The sequence below is a fragment of the Streptomyces sp. NBC_01089 genome (assembly GCF_045162975.1).
In the GTDB taxonomy this organism is placed as follows: domain Bacteria; phylum Actinomycetota; class Actinomycetes; order Streptomycetales; family Streptomycetaceae; genus Streptomyces.
Window position 1 is genome coordinate 1,680,147 of record NZ_CP108660.1, and the last position, 20,303, is coordinate 1,700,449.

A 20,303-nucleotide genomic window follows, 5' to 3' on the forward strand; every position below is an offset into this window, starting at 1 on the left:
ATGTACCCCCAGGTGAGGACCTTTCACACGAATGAGCCGGTGGGACCACCCGTACAGGTAGGCCCACCGGCTCGTCCGGTGCCGCGCGGCCGGGCGCGGAGGTGGTCCGGGTCAGTCGCGGGCGGGCTCCGCCGAAGCGGCCGACGGGCTCTCGTACCGGCCGTCGATCTTCGCGACGAGGCCGGTGACCTGACGTGCGATGTCCGGCGCCGTCAGCCCGATCTCGGCCATGACCTCCTTGCGCGAGGCGTGGTCGAGGAAGCGCGGCGGGATACCGAAGTCCCGCAGCGGTACGTCGACCCCGGCGTCGCGGAGCGCCTGGGCGACCGCTGAACCGACGCCTCCGGCGCGGCTGTTGTCCTCGACGGTGACGACCACCCGGTGCTGCTCGGCGAGCGGGGCGAGCGCCTCGTCGACGGGCTTGACCCAGCGCGGGTCGACCACGGTGGTGGAGATGCCCTGCTTGTTGAGCAGTTCGGCGATCTCCAGGCACATCGGGGCGAGCGCGCCGACGGAGACGAGCAGGACGTCGGGCGCCGTGGTGCCCGCCTCGCGCAGCACGTCCATCCCGCCGACCCTGCCCACGGCGGGGACCGACGGGCCGACGACGCCCTTGGAGTAACGCACCACGGTCGGCGCGTCCTCGACCTGGACGGCCTCGCGGAGCTGGGCGCGCACCTGCTCGGCGTCGCGCGGAGCGGCGATGCGCAGCGTCGGGACGCACTGGAGGATGGACATGTCCCACATGCCGTTGTGCGAGGCGCCGTCCGTGCCGGTGACACCGGCACGGTCCAGGACGAAGGTGACACCGCACTTGTGCAGGGCGACGTCCATCAGTACCTGGTCGAACGCCCGGTTGAGGAAGGTCGCGTAGACCGCGAAGACGGGGTGCAGTCCCCCGGTCGCCAGGCCCGCAGCCGAGACCGCCGCGTGCTGCTCGGCGATGCCCACGTCGTAGATGCGGTCCGGGAACGCCTTCTCGAACTTCTCCAGGCCGAGCGGCTGGAGCATGGCCGCGGTGATCGCGACGATGTCGGAGCGCTCGTGGCCGAGCTTGACCATCTCCTCGCCGAAGACCGACGTCCAGTCCAAGCCCGCGGCGGCGATGGGCAGGCCGGTGTCGGGGTGGATGGGGCCGATCCCGTGGAAGTGGTCGGCCTCGTCCTGCTCGGCGGGCTTGTAGCCGCGGCCCTTCTCGGTGATGCAGTGCACGATGACCGGTCCGCCGAAGCCCTTGGCGCGCTCCAGCGCGGACTCCAGGGCCTCGATGTCGTGGCCGTCGATCGGGCCCACGTACTTCAGGCCGAGGTCCTCGAACATGCCCTGGGGTGCGATGAAGTCCTTGAGGCCCTTCTTCGCGCCGTGCAGCGTCTCGTACAGCGGCTTGCCGACGACCGGGGTGCGGCCCAGGAGGTCCTTGCCCCGCGCCAGGAAGCGCTCGTAGCCGTCGGTCGTGCGGAGGGTGGCCAGGTGATTGGCCATCCCACCGATGGTGGGCGCGTAGGAGCGCTCGTTGTCGTTGACGACGATCACCAGCGGGCGGTCCTTGGCCGCGGCGATGTTGTTCAGGGCCTCCCAGGCCATACCGCCGGTCAGTGCGCCGTCGCCGATCACCGCGACGACATGGTCGTCCTTCTCGCGGATCTCGTTGGCCTTGGCGAGGCCGTCGGCCCAGCCCAGGACCGTCGAGGCGTGCGAGTTCTCGATGACGTCGTGGTCGGACTCGGCGCGCGAGGGGTAGCCGGACAGGCCGCCCTTGCCCTTGAGCTTCGAGAAGTCCTGGCGGCCGGTGAGCAGCTTGTGCACATAGCTCTGGTGACCGGTGTCGAAGAGCACCCGGTCCTTCGGCGAGTCGAAAACGCGGTGCAGGGCGATGGTCAGCTCGACGACACCCAGATTCGGGCCGAGATGGCCACCGGTCTTGGACACGGCGTCGACGAGGAAGGTCCGGATCTCCCCGGCCAGCTGTTCCAGCTGCTCCGGGCCCAGCCTGTCCAGATCGCGCGGTCCCCTGATGCGGGTCAGCAGCGGCACCCGTGCCTCCTTGCGTTCGAACTGTGATCGAGCCTTGCCGGGTCTGTCGAGTCTAATGTTCCATCCGGGGCAGTCGTCATCGGGCGGTGCGTCGTACGTCACCCGTTCGGCGTACCGGGACGCACGGGAGCCCGGCACGGGAGTTCCCCCGGCCGGGCGTCCGATGTGCGGTTTCGTGCCGCGCGTGGTCAGGCGCGGCCCGCGGACTTCTGGGTCTTGCGGGTCACGGCGTCGATGACGACCGTGGCGAGCAGCACACCACCGGTGATCATGTACTGGATCGGCGAGGCGATGCCCTGCAGCGACAGGCCGTACTGGATCGAGACGATCACGAGTACACCGAGCAGCGCGTTCCAGGTACGGCCGCGGCCGCCGAAGAGGCTGGTGCCGCCGATGACGGCGGCGGCGATGGCGTTCATCAGCAGGTCACCACTGCCGGCGCCCTGGTTGGCCGTGGCGATCTTGGAGGCGAGGAAGAGACCGCCGACGGCTGCGAACGTACCGGCGATGGCGAAGACCGAGATCCGGATCAGCGTGACGTTGATACCGGCCCGGCGGGACGCCTCGACGCTGCCGCCGAGTGCGAAGACCTTACGGCCGTACGTGGTGCGGCGGAGCAGGAAGTCCGTACCCACCAGCACCACCAGGAAGATCATGACGGCGAGCGGCAGACCCTTGTACTGGTTGTAGATGAAGGCGACGGCGAAGCCCACGACCGCCAGCACCGCGGTGCGCAGCAGGATCTCGCTGAGCGGCCTGGAGGGCACACCCGCGGCCTCACGGCGCCGGGCGTCGACGAACGAGGTGAGGAAGAAGACCACCACGCCGAGCAGGGCGAAGCCGTAGGCCACCGCGACGTCGGAGAAGTAGTAGCCGGTCATGTTGGCGATGGGGCCGTCACCGGGCAGGTTGATCGTGCCGTTGTCGCCGAGCACCTGGAGCATGAAGCCGTTCCAGAACAGCAGACCTGCCAGGGTCACGGCGAACGCCGGGACACCGATCCGGGCGAAGAAGAAGCCGTGGATCGCGCCGGCGACCGTGCCGGTGAGGATGGAGAGGACCAGGGCGAGCCACTGGTTCATCCCGTGTGTGACGTTCAGCACGGCGAAGGCCGCACCGGCGACACCGCTGACCGAGCCGACCGAGAGGTCGATCTCACCGAGCAGCAGGACGAAGACGATCCCGACCGCGATCATGCCCGTACCGACCATGGTGACGGAGATGTCGGTCAGGTTGCCCGCGGTGAGGAAGCGGGAGTTCACGCTCTGGAAGATCGCGGCGATGACGATCAGGCCGACGACCACCGGGATGGAGCCGAGCTCACCGGCGCGTATCTTGCGCTTGAACTCGGACAGGTAGCCGGCGAAACCCTGCTCGCGTACGACCAGCCGGGGGTCGACAGCGGTGACCGCTTCGGCGGCCGGGGCCGGGGCGTCCACCGCGCCGGGCGCGGCGTCCTTGGCAGGGGACTTGTCGATGCTCACTTCTGAACCTCCACACCGCGCGACGCACGACGGGTCACAGCGTTGTCCGTGGCGCCGGTGATGGCGGCGATGATCTCTTCCTGCGAGGTGGTCTTCACGTCGAAGACACCGTTGTTGCGCCCGAGCCTGAGCACCGCGACCTTGTCGGCCACGGCCTTCACGTCGGCCATGTTGTGGCTGATGAGCAGGACGGCGTGGCCGCGCTCGCGGAGCCGCTCGACGAGGTCGAGCACCTGCGCGGTCTGCTCGACACCGAGGGCCGCCGTCGGCTCGTCGAGGATGACGAGCTGGGGCTCACCGAGCATGGAACGCGCGATGGCCACGGTCTGGCGCTGGCCGCCGGAGAGCGAGGCGATCGGGATACGCACGCTGGGGATGCGGATCGAGAGCGTGGTCAGCAGCTCGCGGGAGCGGCGCTCCATCTCGACCTCGTCGAGGACACCGCGCTTGCGCAGCTCACGGCCGAGGTAGAGGTTGCCGACGACATCGATGTTGTCGCAGAGCGAGAGGTCCTGGTAGACGGTGGCGATGCCCAGGTTCTGCGCGTCGTGCGGCTTGTTGATCTGTACTGCCTTGCCTTGCCATTCGATGACGCCGTCATCGATGGGGTGCACGCCTGCGATCGTCTTGACCAGCGTGGACTTTCCGGCTCCGTTGTCGCCGACGAGGGCGAGCACTTCACCGCCGTGAGCCTCAAGCTCCACATCGGTGAGCGCCTGGACGGCACCGAATCGCTTGGAGACCCCACGCAACGCCAGCACGGGCGTAGCGGACACTTGAACCATCTCCTTCGCCGCCTGACCGGCGGGGATACCGCGCTGCCATGAGGGCGCGGTGGCTGAGCGGGGTACCATCCGGCGCCCCGCCCCGGCAGCGGGACGGTTGGGGGGCGGGGCGCCGGACGGGCTTCAGTGATGCGTAATTCCCTTGCGGGGCAGGGGGATTACTTCAGTCCGATCTTGTTGCACGCGGCCTTGTAGGCCGGGGTGCAGATGTCGCCGACCGTGTAGATGCCGTCCTTGATGACGGTGTCCTTGATGTTGGCCTTGGTCAGGGAGTACACCGGGAAGATCACCGAGGGGATGTTCTTCTGGCTGGTGCTGTCGACCTTGGTCTTGACGATCGAGTCGAGCTTCTGGCCCTTGGCGAGCGCCACGGCCATCTCGGCCGCGACCGGGCCCTCCCGGAGGTAGGGCTTGTAGACGCTCATGTACTGCGTACCGGCCACGATGCGCTGCACACCGGCGAGTTCGGCGTCCTGTCCGGTGACCGGCGGGATCGGGCTGACACCGGCGGACTTGAGGGCGGTGATGACGCCGCCCGCCATGCCGTCGTTGGCGGAGAGAACGCCGATGACGTTCTTCTTGCCGATGGCGGTGATCGCGCCCTCCATGTTGGAGTTGGCGTTCTCCGGCTTCCACTCCTTGGTGTCGTACTCCTTGCCGATGTTCACCTTGCCGTCGAGGACGGAGTGCGCGCCCTTCTTGTAGTCGGCGGCGTTCGGGTCGGTGGAGGAGCCGTTCATCATGACGATCTTGCCGGACTTGGCCTTGGTGCCCAGCGCCTTCAGCAGGGCGGTGCCCTGCGTCTTTCCGACGGTCTGGTTGTCGAAGGAGACGTACGAGTCGATCGGGCCCTCGGCGAGGCGGTCGAAGGCGACGACCGGGATGCCGGCCTCCTTGGCCTTCTTGACCGAGGAGGCTATGGACTTGGCGTCGACGGCGTCCACGATGATGGCGTCCACCTGGTTGGTGACCATGGTGTCCATCTGCTGGCTCTGGGTGTCGGCCTGCTGCTTGGCGTTGACGTAGGTGACCTTGCCCTTGCCGTTCGTCAGCTCCTTGACCTTCTTCTCGATCAGGGGCTTGTCGAACTTCTCGTACCGGGCGGTCTGGTTCTCCGGCAGGAGCAGACCGATGTTGAGGGCATCGCCCTTCTTGGCGGAGTTCGAGGACGCCTTGTCCTTCCCGCCGGACTCCTTGGCGCTGCCACAGGCGGCGAGAGAGACAGCCATCGCGGTGACGGCCACGGCCACGGCGGCACGACGCATCTGCGTGTTCACTTCAGAAACCTCCCTGACGAGGCCGCGACTTTGCGGCCGAGGTGCCTGGAGTCAACTCGGCTGCCAGGCCAGCGTCAAGGAGTAAATCCTTAACGAGATGGCAACGGTGTCATTCGTTATCTAAGTGAAGGCAGGAGCGCCGGTAGGCAGTGCCGCGTCCAAAAGACTTGAATCGCCCATTTCACTGAGGACGAGCGCCAGCGCGCCCAGCACCTCGGCCCGGCCGCCGAGCGCCCCGGGAAGCACCGACAGCTGCCGCGCCGCGCTGGGGATCGCGTACCGGCCGACCGACTCCCGGATCGGGCCGAGCACCAGCTCACCGGCCTCGGCGAGGTCTCCGCCGAGCACCACCCGGGTGGGGTTCAGGAGGTTGCAGAGGTTGGCCACACCGCTGCCGATGTGCCGGCCGACGTCCGCGATCACCCGGCGGCAGCCCGGATCGCCGCCGCGGGCGAGCTGGACGACCCGCTCGATGGTCAGACCGGTGCCGTGGCTGGACTCCAGGAGGGGCAGGACGTACCGGGCGGCCGTGAAGGTCTCCAGGCACCCGCGGTTGCCGCAGCGGCAGACAGGGCCCGACTCGTCGAGCGTGATGTGCCCGATCTCGCCCGCGGTGCCGCCGGGGCCCCGGTAGATCTGCCCGTCGATCACCAGACCGGCGCCCACCCCGCTGGCGACCTTGATGTACGCGAGGTCCCTGACCCCGCGCCCGCTCCCCCAGACCAGCTCGCCGAGCGCGCCCAGGTTGGCGTCGTTGTCGACGTACACCGGCACTCCGAGCCTGGAGGCCAGCTCGTCGCTCGGGTTGATGCCCGACCACCCCGGCAGGATCGACGTGGAGCCGAGGGTGCCCGACTCGACATCGATGGGCCCCGGCACCCCGAGCCCCACCCCGACGACCTTGTCGGCGCCGATTCCGGTGGCCTCGATCAGCCGGTTGACCAGCTCCTCGGCCCGGCCGAAGCCCTCCGCGGACGAGGCGTCCACATCGAGCGGCTCGGACTCCTCGGCGAGCACCTGGTGGGCGAGGTTCCCCACCGCGACGCGCAGATGCGTATGCCCGAAATCGACGCCGATCACGATGCCCGCGGAGCCGCTCAGCGAGACGCTGCGGGCCCGCCGGCCGCCCGCGGAGGTCGGGGTGACCTCGACCGTGCCGCCCTCTTTCAGTTCGCGAACGATATTGGAGACCGTGGCTGCCGAGAGCCCCGTGCTGCGGGCGATCTCCGCCTGGGTGAGCGAGCCCGCCATACGCACCGCGCGCACGACCCGCTCGAGGTTGGCCCGGTGCAGAGACGTCTGCGATCCCGGAGTCTCCATCGACTCATCCACTCCTGCCACTGGCGGACGGCACGACGGCCGTCCCCGCGCGGGGCGCGTGTGTTGAGCCCCGCCCTATCTCCAACATGTGAACTCTCAGCTGACCCTTTGGCCCTCTCTCCCGTCAAGACCTTGAGCGTGGGCAGACACGGATGAGCGGGCGGCCGCCGGGGTGAAACGGACGAACCGCCCGACAGTGGATGCCGTCGGGCGGTTCGGATGCTGAACAGAGGTCCTGAACGGAGGCGCTGAACAGAGGTGTCGGAGCGGAAGGGGAAGTTCTACTTCAGCGCTCCCGCGGTCAGCCCTGCGACAACCTGCCGCTGGAAGATGATGTACGCAGCGAGGACCGGCAGCATCGCCATCACCAGACCGGCGAAGAGGCCGGAGTAGTCGCCCTTGTATCCCTGGCTGGTGGCCAGTTCGACCAGGCCCTGGGCCAGCACCCGCTGCTTCGGGTCGGTGTTCAGCACCGTGGGCAGCAGGTACTGGTTCCACTGGCCGAGGAAGTTGAAGATGCCCACGCTGATCAGGCCCGGCTTCGCCATCGGCAGCATCACCTGGAAGAAGGTCCTGGTGTGCGAGGCCCCGTCGAGCGTGGCCGCCTCGGCCACTTCTCCCGGCAGCGTCCGGAAGAAGGAGGTGAGGAAGAAGACGGTGAACGGCAGTGAGTAGGCGATGTAGACCAGGACCAGGCCCTGGGTCGTGTTCAGCAGACTCATGTTGTTCATGACGAAGAACAACGGCACAAGCGCCAGGATGATCGGGAAGCTCATCCCCCCGACGAACAGGAAGTAGATGAACCGGTTCCCCGGGAAGTCGAAGCGCGCCAGCACATAGGCCGCCATGGAGCCGAGCAGCAGCGTGCCGACGAGCGAACAGCCGACGACCACGAGGGTGTGCCCGAAGTACTGGCCCATGTGCGCCTGGCCCCAGGCGCGGGACCAGTTCTCGAAGTGCAGCCGGTCCGGCAGCTTCCACGGCTCGGCGAGGATGTCGTGGTCGTTCTTGAAGGAGGACATCACCGCCCACAGCAGCGGTACGACGACCAGCACCGCCCAGATGATGAGCACGCCGTGCGAGAAGACGTTGAGGGTGCCGCCGCTCTTCTTCTCCGGGGGCGCCACGGGCGCGGCCGGCGGCGGCGCGGGCTCGCTCTCCTTGGTGAGGTCGGCCGGAGGGGTGTCAGTGGTCTTCATCAGAACTCCAGCCGCTCGCGCCGGCCCAGCCGCATCACGATGGCGGCGAACACCATGGTGAGTACGAGAAGGGCGACGCCGATCGTTGTCGCGTATCCGGCCGCTCCGTCGCGGAACGCCGTCTGGTAGACGAACAGCGGCAGCACGGTGGTGGACTGGGCGGGGCCGCCGGGGCCCACACTCATGATGTTCACGGCGGCGAACGCCTCGGCTCCGAGGGACAGGATGCCCATGTACACCCAGCCCGACTGCACGGTGTCCCAGAGCAGCGGAAGGGTGATCCGGAAGAACGTCGTGACCCGGCTCGCGCCGTCCAGCAGCGCCGCCTCGTAGAAGTCCTTCGGAATGGACGCCATACCGGCGGAGAAGAGCACCACGAAGAAGCCGACCTGCGACCAGACCAGGACCGCGAAGATGCACCAGAGGGCCAGCTTCGGGTCGCCGAGCCAGTTCGGCTGGATGCTGTCGAGATGGACCGCGCTCAGGGCGCCGTTGAGGATGCCCCCGTCGGGGTTGTAGATGAACCTGAAGAGCAGGGCGACGATCGCGATCGACAGCACCTGCGGGAAGAAGTACGCGATCTTGTAGAACCCCGAACCGCGTACGCCCGCGATGGCCGCGCCCTTACGGCGCCGGCCACCGACATTCAGCATGAAGGCGAAGAACAGCGCGAGGCCGAGCGTCACCAGCGGCAGCAACAGCACGAAAAGGACGCTGTGTTCCAGCGACTTCCAGAAAGTGGAGTCGTGGAGCATCCGGCTGTAGTTGTCGAAGCCGACCATTTTGAAGTCCGGGCTCAAGCCGGTCCAGTCGGTGAACGAGTAATAGATCGACTGAATGAACGGCCATATGACGAAGACTGCGTACAACGCCAGTGGGAGTATCAAGAACCCCACAATGAACCGGTACTTACCTTGTTGCATGGTTACCGACCCCGATCTTCCGGCGGGTGCCGCCGCTGGTGACGCGTGCTCACTGGTGCTTGTAGTGCTTGATCGACGAGTCCTTGGCCGCCGCGTCCGCGTACTGCTGACACTTCTTGACGGCCTCGGCCGGGGTCATACGGCCGGCCATCATCTCGCCGAGGACGGAGACGCCGATCTGCTCCTTCTGGAGCTTCACGTACCAGTCCTGGAGCCTCGGGTTGACCACGTTGTCGCCCGCGGCCTTCAGCACGTCCAGGCCCGACTGGAGGGCCGTCGAGAGCTGCAGGCCCTCGGTGCCGCCGTTGAAGGCGGACAGCGACTTCACCTTGGTGGTGAACGTCTTGGAGGACTCCTCGCTGAGCATGATGCGCAGCTGCTCCATGCCCGCCTCGGGGTTCTTCGCGTTCCGCGGCACGATGAAGGGCTCACCGCCGGAGGCCCAGATGGTGCCGTACGGCATCTTGTCCGACGAGTCCAGGCTGGACGGCGCGCCGACCTTCATCTGGAAGTCCTTGGGCGTGGTCTTCGCCGCCTCGTTCTCCACCCAGGAGCCGTTGGGGATGAAGAGCGCCTTGCCCTCGGTCCAGGCCGTCTGGGACTGGATGTGGTCGATGCCGGGCGTGCCCTTGAGGATGTAGCCCTTCTTGAAGAGCTCGTAGTAGGCGTCGAAGCCGGCCTTGACCGCGGGGTGCTTCCAGGCGTTTGGCGCCAGGTCGTCGATGTCGTCGAGGACCTTGCGGCCGCCGATCTTGCCGATGAAGGGGAAGAGCGAGAACGGGATGTAGTACGGGTACTTGCCCGCGTACGTCCAGCCCGCGATGCCCTTCTTCTTCGCCTTCGCGCAGACGGCGAGCATGTCGTCCCAGGTCTTCGGGTACTCGACACCGAGCTTGTCCAGGTTGGTCTGCGAGTACCAGACGCCGTAGACGGTGTACGCGTAGTTCATGATCCAGCACGGCTGACCGTCGTACTGGCCCATCTCCACGATGCCCGGCCGCAGAGTGTCCCTGACCTTCTTGTTCGGGTCGTCGATGGACGGCGCGTCCAGCAGCGGCGTGAGGTCGGTGAGCTGCTTCTTGCCGACGAGGACACCCATGTCCATCTGCTCGGCGCCCGAGTTGTCGATCAGGTCCGGCGGGGTGCCGCCGTTGAAGCGCGGCTGCAGCTCGGACTGGATCTTCTGCGTGGACGAGAAGTTCACCTTGGACTTCGGGTGCGCCTTCTTGTACAGCGTGTTGGCGGCCTTGGCGTAGTCGGTGCCGAAACCACCGTCGAAGATGACCATGTCGAGCGGGGCGGTCTCGTTCATGCCCAGCGGGTTGGCGGCCGTCTTCTTGCCCTTTTTGACCTGCTTGTCGCCGCCGTCGCTGCTCGCGCAGGCGGAGAGGAAACTCATCGTCGGAACGGTGATCAGGCCGAGAGCGGCAGACCGCTTGATCAGATCACGACGGCCGAGGCCCTCATTGGTGCGGGCGGAGGTGGATCCCATGCTCAAGTCCTCGCCTTCTACAGGACTCAGGCGGTGTACCGGTCGCCCGTCGATAATTCGCCTCAGGCGAAGGGCCCCGCCACCGCGGTCAGTTGACGCTGGGGTTGCACTGGCTGCAGGAGGGAAAGCTGGGAATGCGGCCGGGGTGCCATGAAGCCCCCGCCCCCGATCCCGCCCCCCTGGCCCGCCGCCAAAGACACGGCTAGGCGGACGTCGACAGGTATAGTCCACTTCCCTTCGACTGGGCAAGATCGAATGCAGGTTTGAACGTCAGTCTTTCCCGAGTTGAGACCTCACAGACATCTGGTGCACTCCGCCCACCGAGTGACACCCTCGCGTGGGAGCGCGACCCATTCTTCCGCCCGCGCGCCGTCAACACCCTTGACTCAGATGTCACTTACCTTCCTACTGGACCTTGCGCAGCAGTCTGACAACGTTGTCCAAAGCGCTTAGGTGAGAGGAAAGACCCTCATGCAGACCAGACCTCGGCACAGGGCCGGCCCGGCCGCCGCCCTGGTGGCGACCGCTTTTGTGCTCGTCGTGACGGGGCAGGGCGCCGCCGTCGCCCAACCCGCCCAACCCAAGGGAGCGGACAAGGGGTTCAGCTCCTCGTTCGAAGCGGACCAGCCGCAGCCGGACTGGCGCAATACCGTTGAAGTAGGCCCTGACGGCCATAAACGCTCCTCCGGTATCGATGGCACGATCAATGCGGGAATACCCGGCAATGTCACGGATCATGTGGTCGCCCTGCGCGCCAGTGACGAGAACGCCGGAAGCGGCGAGGGCAAAGGCAGCCTCGTCGACATCAACCCGGACACCAAATGGCTGGCGTTCCACCCCACGGCATGGGTGGAGTTCGATCTTGACGAGGCGGTCAAGCTCAAGACGTACGCCATGACGTCCGCCAACGATCACGACGAGCGCGACCCGAAGGACTGGACCCTCCAGGGCTCCACCGACGGCAAGGACTGGAAGACCCTCGACACCCAGCAGGGCCAGAAGTTCGACAAGCGGCTGCAGACGAAGTCGTACGACATCGCGGGTGCCGCCACCGCGTACGCGCACTACCGCCTCGACATCACCGCCAACAACGGGGGCACCGACGCGGTGCAGCTCGCCGACGTCCAGTTCTCGAACGGCGACACGAGCACTCCCCCGCCGTCGGACATGATCACGCGGGAGGACAGCGGGCCCACCTCGTCGCCGACCGCCAAGACGGGCGCCGGATTCACCGGCACCAGGTCGCTGCGGTACGAGGGCACCCAGAAGGGCACGGGCCGCGCCTACTCGTACAACAAGGTCTTCGACGTCAATACCCGGATCAGCCGGAACACCGAGCTGTCGTACAAGGTCTTCCCGGAGATGGGGAAGACCGATCTGAACTATCCGTCCACCAATGTGGCGGTCGATCTGGCCTTCACGGACGGCACCTATCTGAGCGATCTGAAGGCCACCGACTCCAACGGCGGGCTGCTGACCCCGCAGGGGCAGGGGGCGGCCAAGCGGCTGTACGTCAACCAGTGGAACGCGGTCTCGGCGGACATCGGGTCGGTCGCGGCCGGCAAGACCGTCGACCGGATCCTGGTGGCGTACGACTCCCCCAAGGGCCCGGCGACGTTCCGCGGCTGGATCGACGACATCGCGCTCGCGGCCAAGAAGGCCGAGAAGCCGTCCGCGCATCTGTCGGACTACGCCCTCACCACGCGGGGCACCAATTCGAGCGGCTCCTTCTCGCGCGGCAACAACTTCCCGGCGACCGCGGTCCCCAACGGCTTCAACTTCTGGACACCGGTCACCGACGCGGGCTCCACCAGCTGGCTCTACAACTACGCGAGCGGCAACAACGACGACAATCTGCCCACCCTCCAGGCGTTCAGCGCCAGCCATGAGCCGAGCCCCTGGATGGGCGACCGGCAGACCTTCCAGGTGATGCCGTCGGTGGCCTCCGGAACCCCGGACGCCTCCCGCACCAAGCGCGCCCTCCCGTTCAAGCACGAGAACGAGGTCGCGAAGCCCGACTACTACGGGGTCACCTTCGAGAACGGCCTCAAGGCCGAGATGACGCCGACCGACCACGCGGCGATGATGCGGTTCACCTACCCCGGTGACAACGCCAGCATGATCTTCGACAACATCTCCAACGACGGCGGCCTGACGCTGGACCCGAAGACCGGCACCTTCAGCGGCTACTCGGACGTCAAGAGCGGCGGCTCCACCGGCGCCACCCGGATGTTCGTGTACGGCGTCGCCGACACCCCGGTCACCGCGAGCTCGAAGCTCACCGGCGGGGGTGGCGACAACGTCACCGGCTACATGCGCTTCAAGCCGGGCAAGAACCACACGGTCACCCTGCGCCTGGCCACCTCGCTCATCGGCGTCGACCAGGCGAAGGCCAACCTCGCCCAGGAGCTCCCCGCGTCGTCCACCTTCGCGGGGACCGAGGCGAAGGCCCGCTCCCAGTGGGACAAGATCCTCGGCAAGATCGAGGTGCAGGGCGCCACGCACGACCAGCTGACCTCGCTCTACTCCTCCATGTACCGGCTGTATCTGTACCCGAACTCGGGCTCGGAGAAGGTTGGTTCGAAGACGCAGTACGCCAGCCCCTTCTCGGCCAAGGCCGGGGACAACACCCCGACGCACACGGGCGCCAAGGTCGTGGACGGTTCGGTGTACGTCAACAACGGCTTCTGGGACACCTACCGGACGACCTGGCCCGCGTACTCCTTCCTCACGCCGAAGAAGGCGGGGAAGATGGTCGACGGCTTCGTCCAGCAGTACAAGGACGGCGGCTGGATCTCCCGCTGGTCGTCCCCCGGCTACTCGGACCTGATGACCGGCACCAGCTCGGACGTGGCGTTCGCGGACGCCTATGTCAAGGGCGTGAAGTTCGACGCGAAGGCGGCGTACGAGGCGGCCCTGAAGAACGCCACGGTCGTCCCGCCCAGCTCGGGCGTCGGCCGCAAGGGCATGGACACCTCCCCGTTCACCGGCTACGCCTCCACCGCGACCAACGAGGGCATGTCGTGGTCCATGGAGGGCTACGTCAACGACTACGGCATCGCACAGATGGGCAAGGCGCTCTACAAGAAGACGCATGAGGCCCGTTACAAGGAGGAGTCGGAGTACTTCCTCAACCGGGCGCAGAACTACGTCAAGCTCTTCGACCCCGAGGTCGGCTTCTTCCAGGGCAGGACCCCGGAAGGCGACTGGCGGCTCCCGGCCGACAAGTACGACCCGAGGGTCTGGGGGTACGACTACACCGAGACCGACGGCTGGGGGTACGCGTTCACCGCTCCGCAGGACTCGCGCGGTCTGGCCAATCTCTACGGCGGCCAGGCGGGTCTGGCGAAGAAGCTGGACACCTACTTCTCGACACCCGAGACGGCGGGCCCCGAGTACACGGGGTCGTACGGCGGAGTCATCCACGAGATGACCGAGGCGCGCGACGTACGGATGGGCCAGTACGGCCACAGCAACCAGGTGGCGCACCACGTCACCTATATGTACGACGCGGCGGGCCAGCCCTGGAAGGCGCAGGAGAAGATCCGCGAGGTGCTCGGCCGGCTCTACACCGGCAGTGACATCGGGCAGGGCTACCACGGCGACGAGGACAACGGCGAGCAGTCGGCCTGGTACATCTTCTCCTCGCTCGGCTTCTACCCGCTGGTGATGGGCAGCGGTGAATTCGCCGTCGGCTCCCCGCAGTTCACCAAGGCCACCGTGCACCTGGACAACGGCAAGGACCTGGTGGTCAAGGCTCCGCAGAACAGCAGCAAGAACATCTATGTGCAGGGCCTCAAGGTGAACGGCAAGGCGTGGAACTCCACCGCGCTGCCGAACGACGTACTGCAGCACGGCGGCACCCTCGACTTCGCCATGGGCCCCCGGCCCTCGAAGTGGGGCACCGGCAAGAAGGCGGCGCCCGTCTCCATCGCCAAGGACGACAAGGTGCCGTCGCCGCGCGAGGACGCCATCAGCGGTCCGGGCGCACTCTTCGACAACACGTCGAAGACGGACGCCTCGTTCACCTCGGCCGATCTGCCGGTGAAGTCGGCGACGCGGGCCGTCCAGTACACGCTCACCTCGTCGGACAAGGCCAAGGCCCCGACCGGGTGGAAGCTGGAGGGCTCGGCCGACGGTACGAAGTGGACCACGCTGGACAAGCGCTCCGGTGAGTCGTTCGGCTACGACAAGCAGACGCGGGTCTTCTCGGTGGACCACCCGGGCACGTACAAGAAGTACCGCCTGGTGAGCACGGGCACGGCGACTCTGGCGGAGGTGGAGCTGCTGTCCTGACCAGCGGCCGGCCGGCTGACCGGCGGCCGGGCGGCCGGCCGGAGTGAACCGGCCGGAGTGAACTGAGGGGCGGGGCCGGGAAGTTCCGGGCCCGCCCCGCGGTCCGTCCGGAGCCGCGTCCCCTTTCGGCCACGCCGGGGGGACCGCGCTTGACCTGGAGTGCGCTCGAACATCTACGGTCGGCTCCATGGATTCCACGCTTCCCGTCCGCCGTCTCGGCGCACTGTCCGTCTCCGCCCAGGGCCTCGGCTGCATGGGGATGAGTCATGGCTATGGCGCATCGGACGACGACCAGTCGATCGCGACCATCCACCGCGCCATCGAACTGGGCGTCACTCTGCTCGACACTTCGGATTTCTACGGCGCGGGCCACAACGAGGAGCTGATCGGCCGCGCGCTGGCCGGGCGACGCGAACAGGCCTTGGTGGCCACGAAGTTCGGCTTCGCCAGCCGGCTGGGCGAGCCGACCCGTATCCGGGGCGACGCCGCGTATGTGCGGCAGTCCTGCGAGGCGTCGCTGCGCAGGCTCGGCACCGACCACATCGATCTCTACTACCAGCACCGGGTCGACCCTGACGTCCCGATCGAGGAGACGGTCGGTGCGATGGCGGAGCTGGTGACAGCGGGCAAGGTCCGTCATCTGGGGCTCTCCGAGGCGAGCGCCAGGACCCTGCGGCGGGCCCATGCGGTGCATCCGATCGCCGCGCTGCAGAGCGAGTGGTCGCTGTGGACCAGGGACCTGGAGCAGGAGATCGCGCCGGTCTGCCGCGAGCTCGGTATCGGCCTGGTGCCGTTCTCGCCGCTCGGCCGCGGTTTCCTGACCGGCCGGTACACCTCGCTCGACGGTCTGCCGGAGACCGATCTGCGCCGCACCCAGCCCCGTTTCACCGACGGCAATCTGGAGCGGAACCTCGCCATCGTGGACCGGCTCAACGAGCTGGCCGCCGCGCGTGGGGTGACGGCCGGGCAGCTCGCGCTGGCCTGGGTGCAGCACCGGGGATCCGATGTCGTCCCGATTCCGGGGACCCGCAGGGAGAAGTACCTGGAGGAGAACGTCGCGGCGGCGACCCTGGAGCTGTCGGCCGCCGAGCTGGCGGCGATCGACGAGGCGGCCCCCGCGGGGTCGGTCGCCGGCACCCGCTACGACCAGGGCAGCCTGGGCTTCGTCAACCGCTGAGCAGGCACCGGTTGCCGGTTTCGGCCACGTACACAACAAAACAGAGGAAGACAGCGTTCCGGGGGCCCGAACCCTGGAAACATCCACGGCGATGGCGTATTAGTACTGTCAGCAAACAAATGACACCCGGGCGGCGGTGAACGGCCGCCCCCGGGCCCTCGTGGACAAGAGGCCGAGCATGCCGGACCGCATCACCCTCACCCCCAGTCCCGCGGACAGGTTCACCTTCGGTCTGTGGACCGTCGGCTGGAAGGGCAACGACCCCTTCGGTGACCCGACCCGCCCCGCCCTGGACCCCGTCGAGTCCGTGGAGCGCCTGGCGGAACTGGGCGCGTACGGGGTGACCTTCCATGACGACGACCTGATCCCGTTCGGCTCGTCCGACAGCGAGCGCTCGGCACGCGTCGCGCGCTTCAGGGACGCGCTGGACCGCACCGGTCTCAAGGTCCCGATGGCCACGACCAACCTGTTCACCCACCCGGTCTTCAAGGACGGCGGCTTCACGTCCAACGACCGCGATGTGCGGCGCTTCGCACTGCGGAAGGTCATCCGCAACATCGATCTCGCGGTGGAGCTGGGCGCGCGGACCTATGTGGCCTGGGGTGGCCGCGAGGGCGCCGAGTCGGGCGCGGCCAAGGACGTCCCGGTGGCGCTCGACCGGATGAAGGAGGCGTTCGACCTGCTCGGCGACTACGTCGTGGAGCAGGGGTACGACCTGCGCTTCGCCATCGAGCCCAAGCCGAACGAGCCGCGCGGCGACATCCTTCTGCCCACCGTCGGACATGCCCTCGCGTTCATCGAGCGGCTGGAGCGCCCGGAGCTGTACGGGGTGAACCCGGAGGTCGGCCACGAGCAGATGGCCGGGCTGAACGCCACCCACTCGATCGCCCAGGCGATCTGGGCGGGCAAGCTCTTCCACATCGACCTCAACGGCCAGTCCGGCATCAAGTACGACCAGGACCTGCGCTTCGGCGCGGGCGACCTGCGCCAGGCGTTCTGGCTGGTCGACCTGCTGGAGAGCTCCGGATACACCGGGCCGCGCCACTTCGACTTCAAGCCGGTCCGTACCGACGGCTTCGACGGCGTCTGGGAGTCGGCGAAGAACTGCATGCGCAACTACCTGATCCTCAAGGAGCGCGCGCTGGCCTTCCGCGCGGACCCCGCCGTCCAGGAGGCGCTGGCCGCATCACGTCTGGACCAGCTGGCCGTGCCCACCGCGGCGGACGGCCTCAAGGGCCTGCTGGCCGACCGCACCGCGTACGAGGAGTTCGACACCGGGAAGGCGGGCGAGCGCTCCATGGCGTTCGAGGCGCTCGACCAGCTGGCCATGGAGCACCTGCTCGGCGTCCGCTGACGGCCGCTGCCCCACGGGCACGGGAACATGGAGAAGGGCCGCACCCCAGCCGGACATGACGGCTGGGGTGCGGCCCTTCGCGGCCTCGCGGCCCGTCCGCCTACTTGCGGATCAGGTTGCGCAGGACGTACTGCATGATGCCGCCGTTGCGGTAGTAGTCCGCCTCACCGGGGGTGTCGATGCGGACGACCGCGTCGAACTCCACACCGGTGTCGGTGGTGACCTTGACCGTGCGGGGCGTGGTGCCGTTGTTCAGCTCGGTCACGCCGGTGAAGGAGAAGGTCTCCTGGCCGGTCAGGCCGAGCGACTCGGCGGTCTTGCCCTCCGGGAACTGCAGCGGCAGGACGCCCATGCCGATGAGGTTCGAGCGGTGGATGCGCTCGTACGACTCGGCGATGACGGTCTTCACGCCGAGCAGCGCGGTGCCCTTGGCCGCCCAGTCGCGGGACGACCCGGAGCCGTACTCCTTGCCGGCCAGGACGGTCAGCGGGATGCCGGCGGCCTGGTAGTTCTGCGAGGCGTCGTAGATGAACGACACCGGCCCGTCCGCCTGGGTGAAGTCGCGGGTGTAGCCGCCCTCGGTGCCCGGCGCGATCTGGTTGCGCAGCCGGATGTTGGCGAAGGTGCCGCGGATCATGACCTCGTGGTTACCGCGGCGCGAGCCGTAGGAGTTGAAGTCGCGGCGCTCGACGCCGTGCTCCGTGAGGTACTTGCCGGCCGGGGTGTCGGCCTTGATCGCGCTGGCCGGGGAGATGTGGTCGGTGGTGACCGAGTCGCCCAGCTTGGCGAGGACCCGGGCCCCGGTGATGTCCTCGACCGGGGTGGTCTCCATCGTCATGCCCTCGAAGTACGGGGGCTTACGGACGTAGGTGGACTCGGGGTCCCACTCGAAGGTGTTGCCGGTCGGGATCGACAGGGCCTGCCACTGGGCGTCGCCCGCGAAGACGTCGAGGTAGGACTTGTTGAACATGTCCTCGCCGATGGTGTTCGCCACGACGTCGTTGACCTCGGCCTCGGTGGGCCAGATGTCCGCGAGGAAGACCGGCTTGCCGTCCTGGTCGGTGCCCAGCGAGTCCTTGGTGATGTCCACCTTCATGGAGCCCGCGATGGCGTACGCGACGACCAGCGGCGGCGACGCCAGGTAGTTCATCTTGACGTCGGGGTTGATGCGCCCCTCGAAGTTGCGGTTGCCCGAGAGCACCGACGTCACGGCCAGGTCGTGCTCGTTGACGGCCTTCGAGACCTCATCGGGCAGCGGGCCCGAGTTGCCGATGCAGGTGGTGCAGCCGTAGCCGACGAGGTTGAAGCCGACCTTGTCGAGGTACGGGGTGAGCCCGGCCTTGTCGAAGTAGTCGGTGACGACCTTGGAGCCGGGCGCGAGGGTGGTCTTGACCCAGGGCTTGCGGGTCAGGCCCTTCTCCACGGCCTTCTTCGCGACGAGCGCGGCGGCGACCATGACGTACGGGTTCGAGGTGTTGGTGCAGGAGGTGATCGCGGCGACGGTGACGGCGCCGTGGTCGATCTCGTACGTCGAACCGTCGGGGGCCGTGACCGTGGTCGGGCGGCTCGGCACACCGTTGTGGGTGGCCGGGGCGTCGGAGGCCGGGAAGGACTCCTTGCCCGCCTCCTCGTCGGTGGAGACGTAGTTGCGGACGTCCTGCGCGAACTGCGCCTTGGCGTTGGCGAGGACGATGCGGTCCTGCGGGCGCTTCGGGCCGGCGATGGAGGGGACGACCGTGGCCAGGTCGAGCTCCAGCTTCTCGGAGAAGTCGGGCTCGGCGGCCGGGTCGAGCCAGAGGCCCTGCTCCTTGGAGTACGCCTCGACGAGCGCGACCTGCTTCTCGTCACGGCCGGTCAGCCGCAGGTAGTTCAGCGTCTCGGCGTCGATCGGGAAGATCGCTGCGGTGGAGCCGAACTCCGGCGACATGTTGCCGATGGTGGCGCGGTTGGCGAGCGAGGTGGCGGCGACGCCCTCACCGTAGAACTCGACGAACTTGCCGACGACGCCGTGCTTGCGCAGCATCTCGGTGATCGTGAGGACCAGGTCGGTGGCGGTGGTGCCGGGGTTCAGCTCGCCGGTCAGCTTGAAGCCGACCACGCGCGGGATGAGCATCGAGACCGGCTGGCCGAGCATCGCGGCCTCGGCCTCGATACCGCCGACGCCCCAGCCCAGCACACCCAGGCCGTTGACCATGGTGGTGTGCGAGTCGGTGCCGACGAGGGTGTCGGGGTACGCCTGGCCGTTGCGGACCATGACGGTGCGGGCCAGGTGCTCGATGTTCACCTGGTGGACGATGCCGGTGCCCGGGGGGACGACCTTGAACTCGTCGAAGGCGGTCTGGCCCCAGCGGAGGAACTGGTAGCGCTCCTTGTTGCGGCCGTACTCCAGCTCGACGTTCTGCGCGAAGGAGTCCGACGTACCGAACTTGTCGGCGATGACGGAGTGGTCGATGACCAGCTCGGCGGGGGCGAGCGGGTTGATCTGCGCCGCGTCACCGCCGAGCTCCTTGACGGCCTCGCGCATGGTGGCGAGGTCGACGACACAGGGCACACCGGTGAAGTCCTGCATGATCACGCGAGCCGGCGTGAACTGGATCTCCTGGCTCGGCTGGGCCTGCGAGTCCCAGCCGCCGAGCGCCCGGATGTGGTCGGCGGTGATGTTCGCGCCGTCCTCGGTACGCAGCAGGTTCTCCAGCAGGACCTTCAGGCTGTAAGGGAGGCGCGCGGAGCCCTCGACCTTGTCCAGCTTGAAGATCTCGTACGACTCGTCGCCCACGCGCAGCGTGCTGCGGGCGTCGAAGCTGTTCGCCGACACGACAGTCTCCTTCATCAAAGTGCGCGTTCTAGCGCGCCGCGCCTCGTTTGCGGCCGGCGCCGCGTGGTGCCGCCTACGGCTGCTCGGCCATCCGCTACAGTGAGGATTAGTTAGGTAACCCTTACCGAGTGACGGCCGCGGTGCGCC

Annotated in this window: 12 protein-coding genes; 3 read left to right on the forward strand and 9 right to left on the reverse strand. The window is 67.6% G+C overall.

All coding sequences use genetic code 11. From position 1 onward, the window contains the following. Positions 1-111 precede the first annotated feature (111 nt). From dxs to ngcE, 8 genes are all read right to left on the reverse strand, one after another. On the reverse strand, positions 112-2,034 hold the full coding sequence (dxs, locus tag OG510_RS07435) for a 1-deoxy-D-xylulose-5-phosphate synthase (protein WP_406142327.1): 1,923 nt from the start codon (positions 2,032-2,034) through the stop codon (positions 112-114). A gap of 188 nt (positions 2,035-2,222) precedes the next feature. Next, a complete protein-coding gene (locus OG510_RS07440) occupies positions 2,223-3,518 on the reverse strand; it encodes a sugar ABC transporter permease (RefSeq protein WP_406135992.1) in 1,296 nt (431 codons plus the stop codon). Then, on the reverse strand, positions 3,515-4,303 hold the full coding sequence (locus tag OG510_RS07445; RefSeq protein ID WP_164259425.1) for an ATP-binding cassette domain-containing protein: 789 nt from the start codon (positions 4,301-4,303) through the stop codon (positions 3,515-3,517). Before OG510_RS07445 ends, OG510_RS07440 begins: the two co-directional genes overlap by 4 nt. Before the next feature lie 158 nt (positions 4,304-4,461). Then, positions 4,462-5,568: a sugar ABC transporter substrate-binding protein gene (locus OG510_RS07450; RefSeq protein WP_164259481.1), complete on the reverse strand. Its 1,107-nt coding sequence runs from the start codon at positions 5,566-5,568 to the stop codon at positions 4,462-4,464. A 132-nt stretch (positions 5,569-5,700) separates the two neighbouring features. Beyond that, on the reverse strand, positions 5,701-6,900 hold the full coding sequence (locus OG510_RS07455; RefSeq protein ID WP_164259427.1) for an ROK family transcriptional regulator: 1,200 nt from the start codon (positions 6,898-6,900) through the stop codon (positions 5,701-5,703). Positions 6,901-7,181: 281 nt separating this feature from the next. Next, positions 7,182-8,099, reverse strand: a complete 918-nt coding sequence (locus OG510_RS07460; RefSeq protein ID WP_406135993.1) for a carbohydrate ABC transporter permease — start codon at positions 8,097-8,099, stop codon at positions 7,182-7,184. After that, on the reverse strand, positions 8,099-9,022 hold the full coding sequence (locus OG510_RS07465) for a carbohydrate ABC transporter permease (protein ID WP_164259430.1): 924 nt from the start codon (positions 9,020-9,022) through the stop codon (positions 8,099-8,101). Before OG510_RS07465 ends, OG510_RS07460 begins: the two co-directional genes overlap by 1 nt. 49 nt (positions 9,023-9,071) lie before the next feature. Continuing rightward, positions 9,072-10,514, reverse strand: coding sequence for an N-acetylglucosamine/diacetylchitobiose ABC transporter substrate-binding protein (gene ngcE, locus OG510_RS07470; protein WP_406135994.1), 1,443 nt, complete (start codon positions 10,512-10,514; stop codon positions 9,072-9,074). 471 nt (positions 10,515-10,985) lie between these two features. On the opposite strand from ngcE, the gene OG510_RS07475 reads away from it, so the two are divergent. The 3 genes from OG510_RS07475 (at position 10,986) to xylA (ending at position 17,341) form a co-directional block, all read left to right on the forward strand. Continuing rightward, positions 10,986-14,810, forward strand: coding sequence for a GH92 family glycosyl hydrolase (locus tag OG510_RS07475; protein ID WP_406135995.1), 3,825 nt, complete (start codon positions 10,986-10,988; stop codon positions 14,808-14,810). A 187-nt stretch (positions 14,811-14,997) separates the two neighbouring features. After that, positions 14,998-15,987, forward strand: a complete 990-nt coding sequence (locus tag OG510_RS07480; RefSeq protein WP_406135996.1) for an aldo/keto reductase — start codon at positions 14,998-15,000, stop codon at positions 15,985-15,987. 178 nt (positions 15,988-16,165) lie between these two features. Beyond that, complete coding sequence (gene xylA / locus OG510_RS07485) at positions 16,166-17,341, forward strand: xylose isomerase (protein ID WP_406135997.1); 1,176 nt, start codon at positions 16,166-16,168, stop codon at positions 17,339-17,341. A 100-nt stretch (positions 17,342-17,441) separates the two neighbouring features. On the opposite strand, the gene acnA is transcribed toward xylA, so the two are convergent. Further along, positions 17,442-20,156 carry an aconitate hydratase AcnA gene (gene acnA / locus OG510_RS07490; RefSeq protein WP_164259438.1) on the reverse strand — a complete coding sequence of 905 codons (2,715 nt, stop codon included), beginning with the start codon at positions 20,154-20,156 and terminating at the stop codon, positions 17,442-17,444. Positions 20,157-20,303 lie beyond the last annotated feature (147 nt).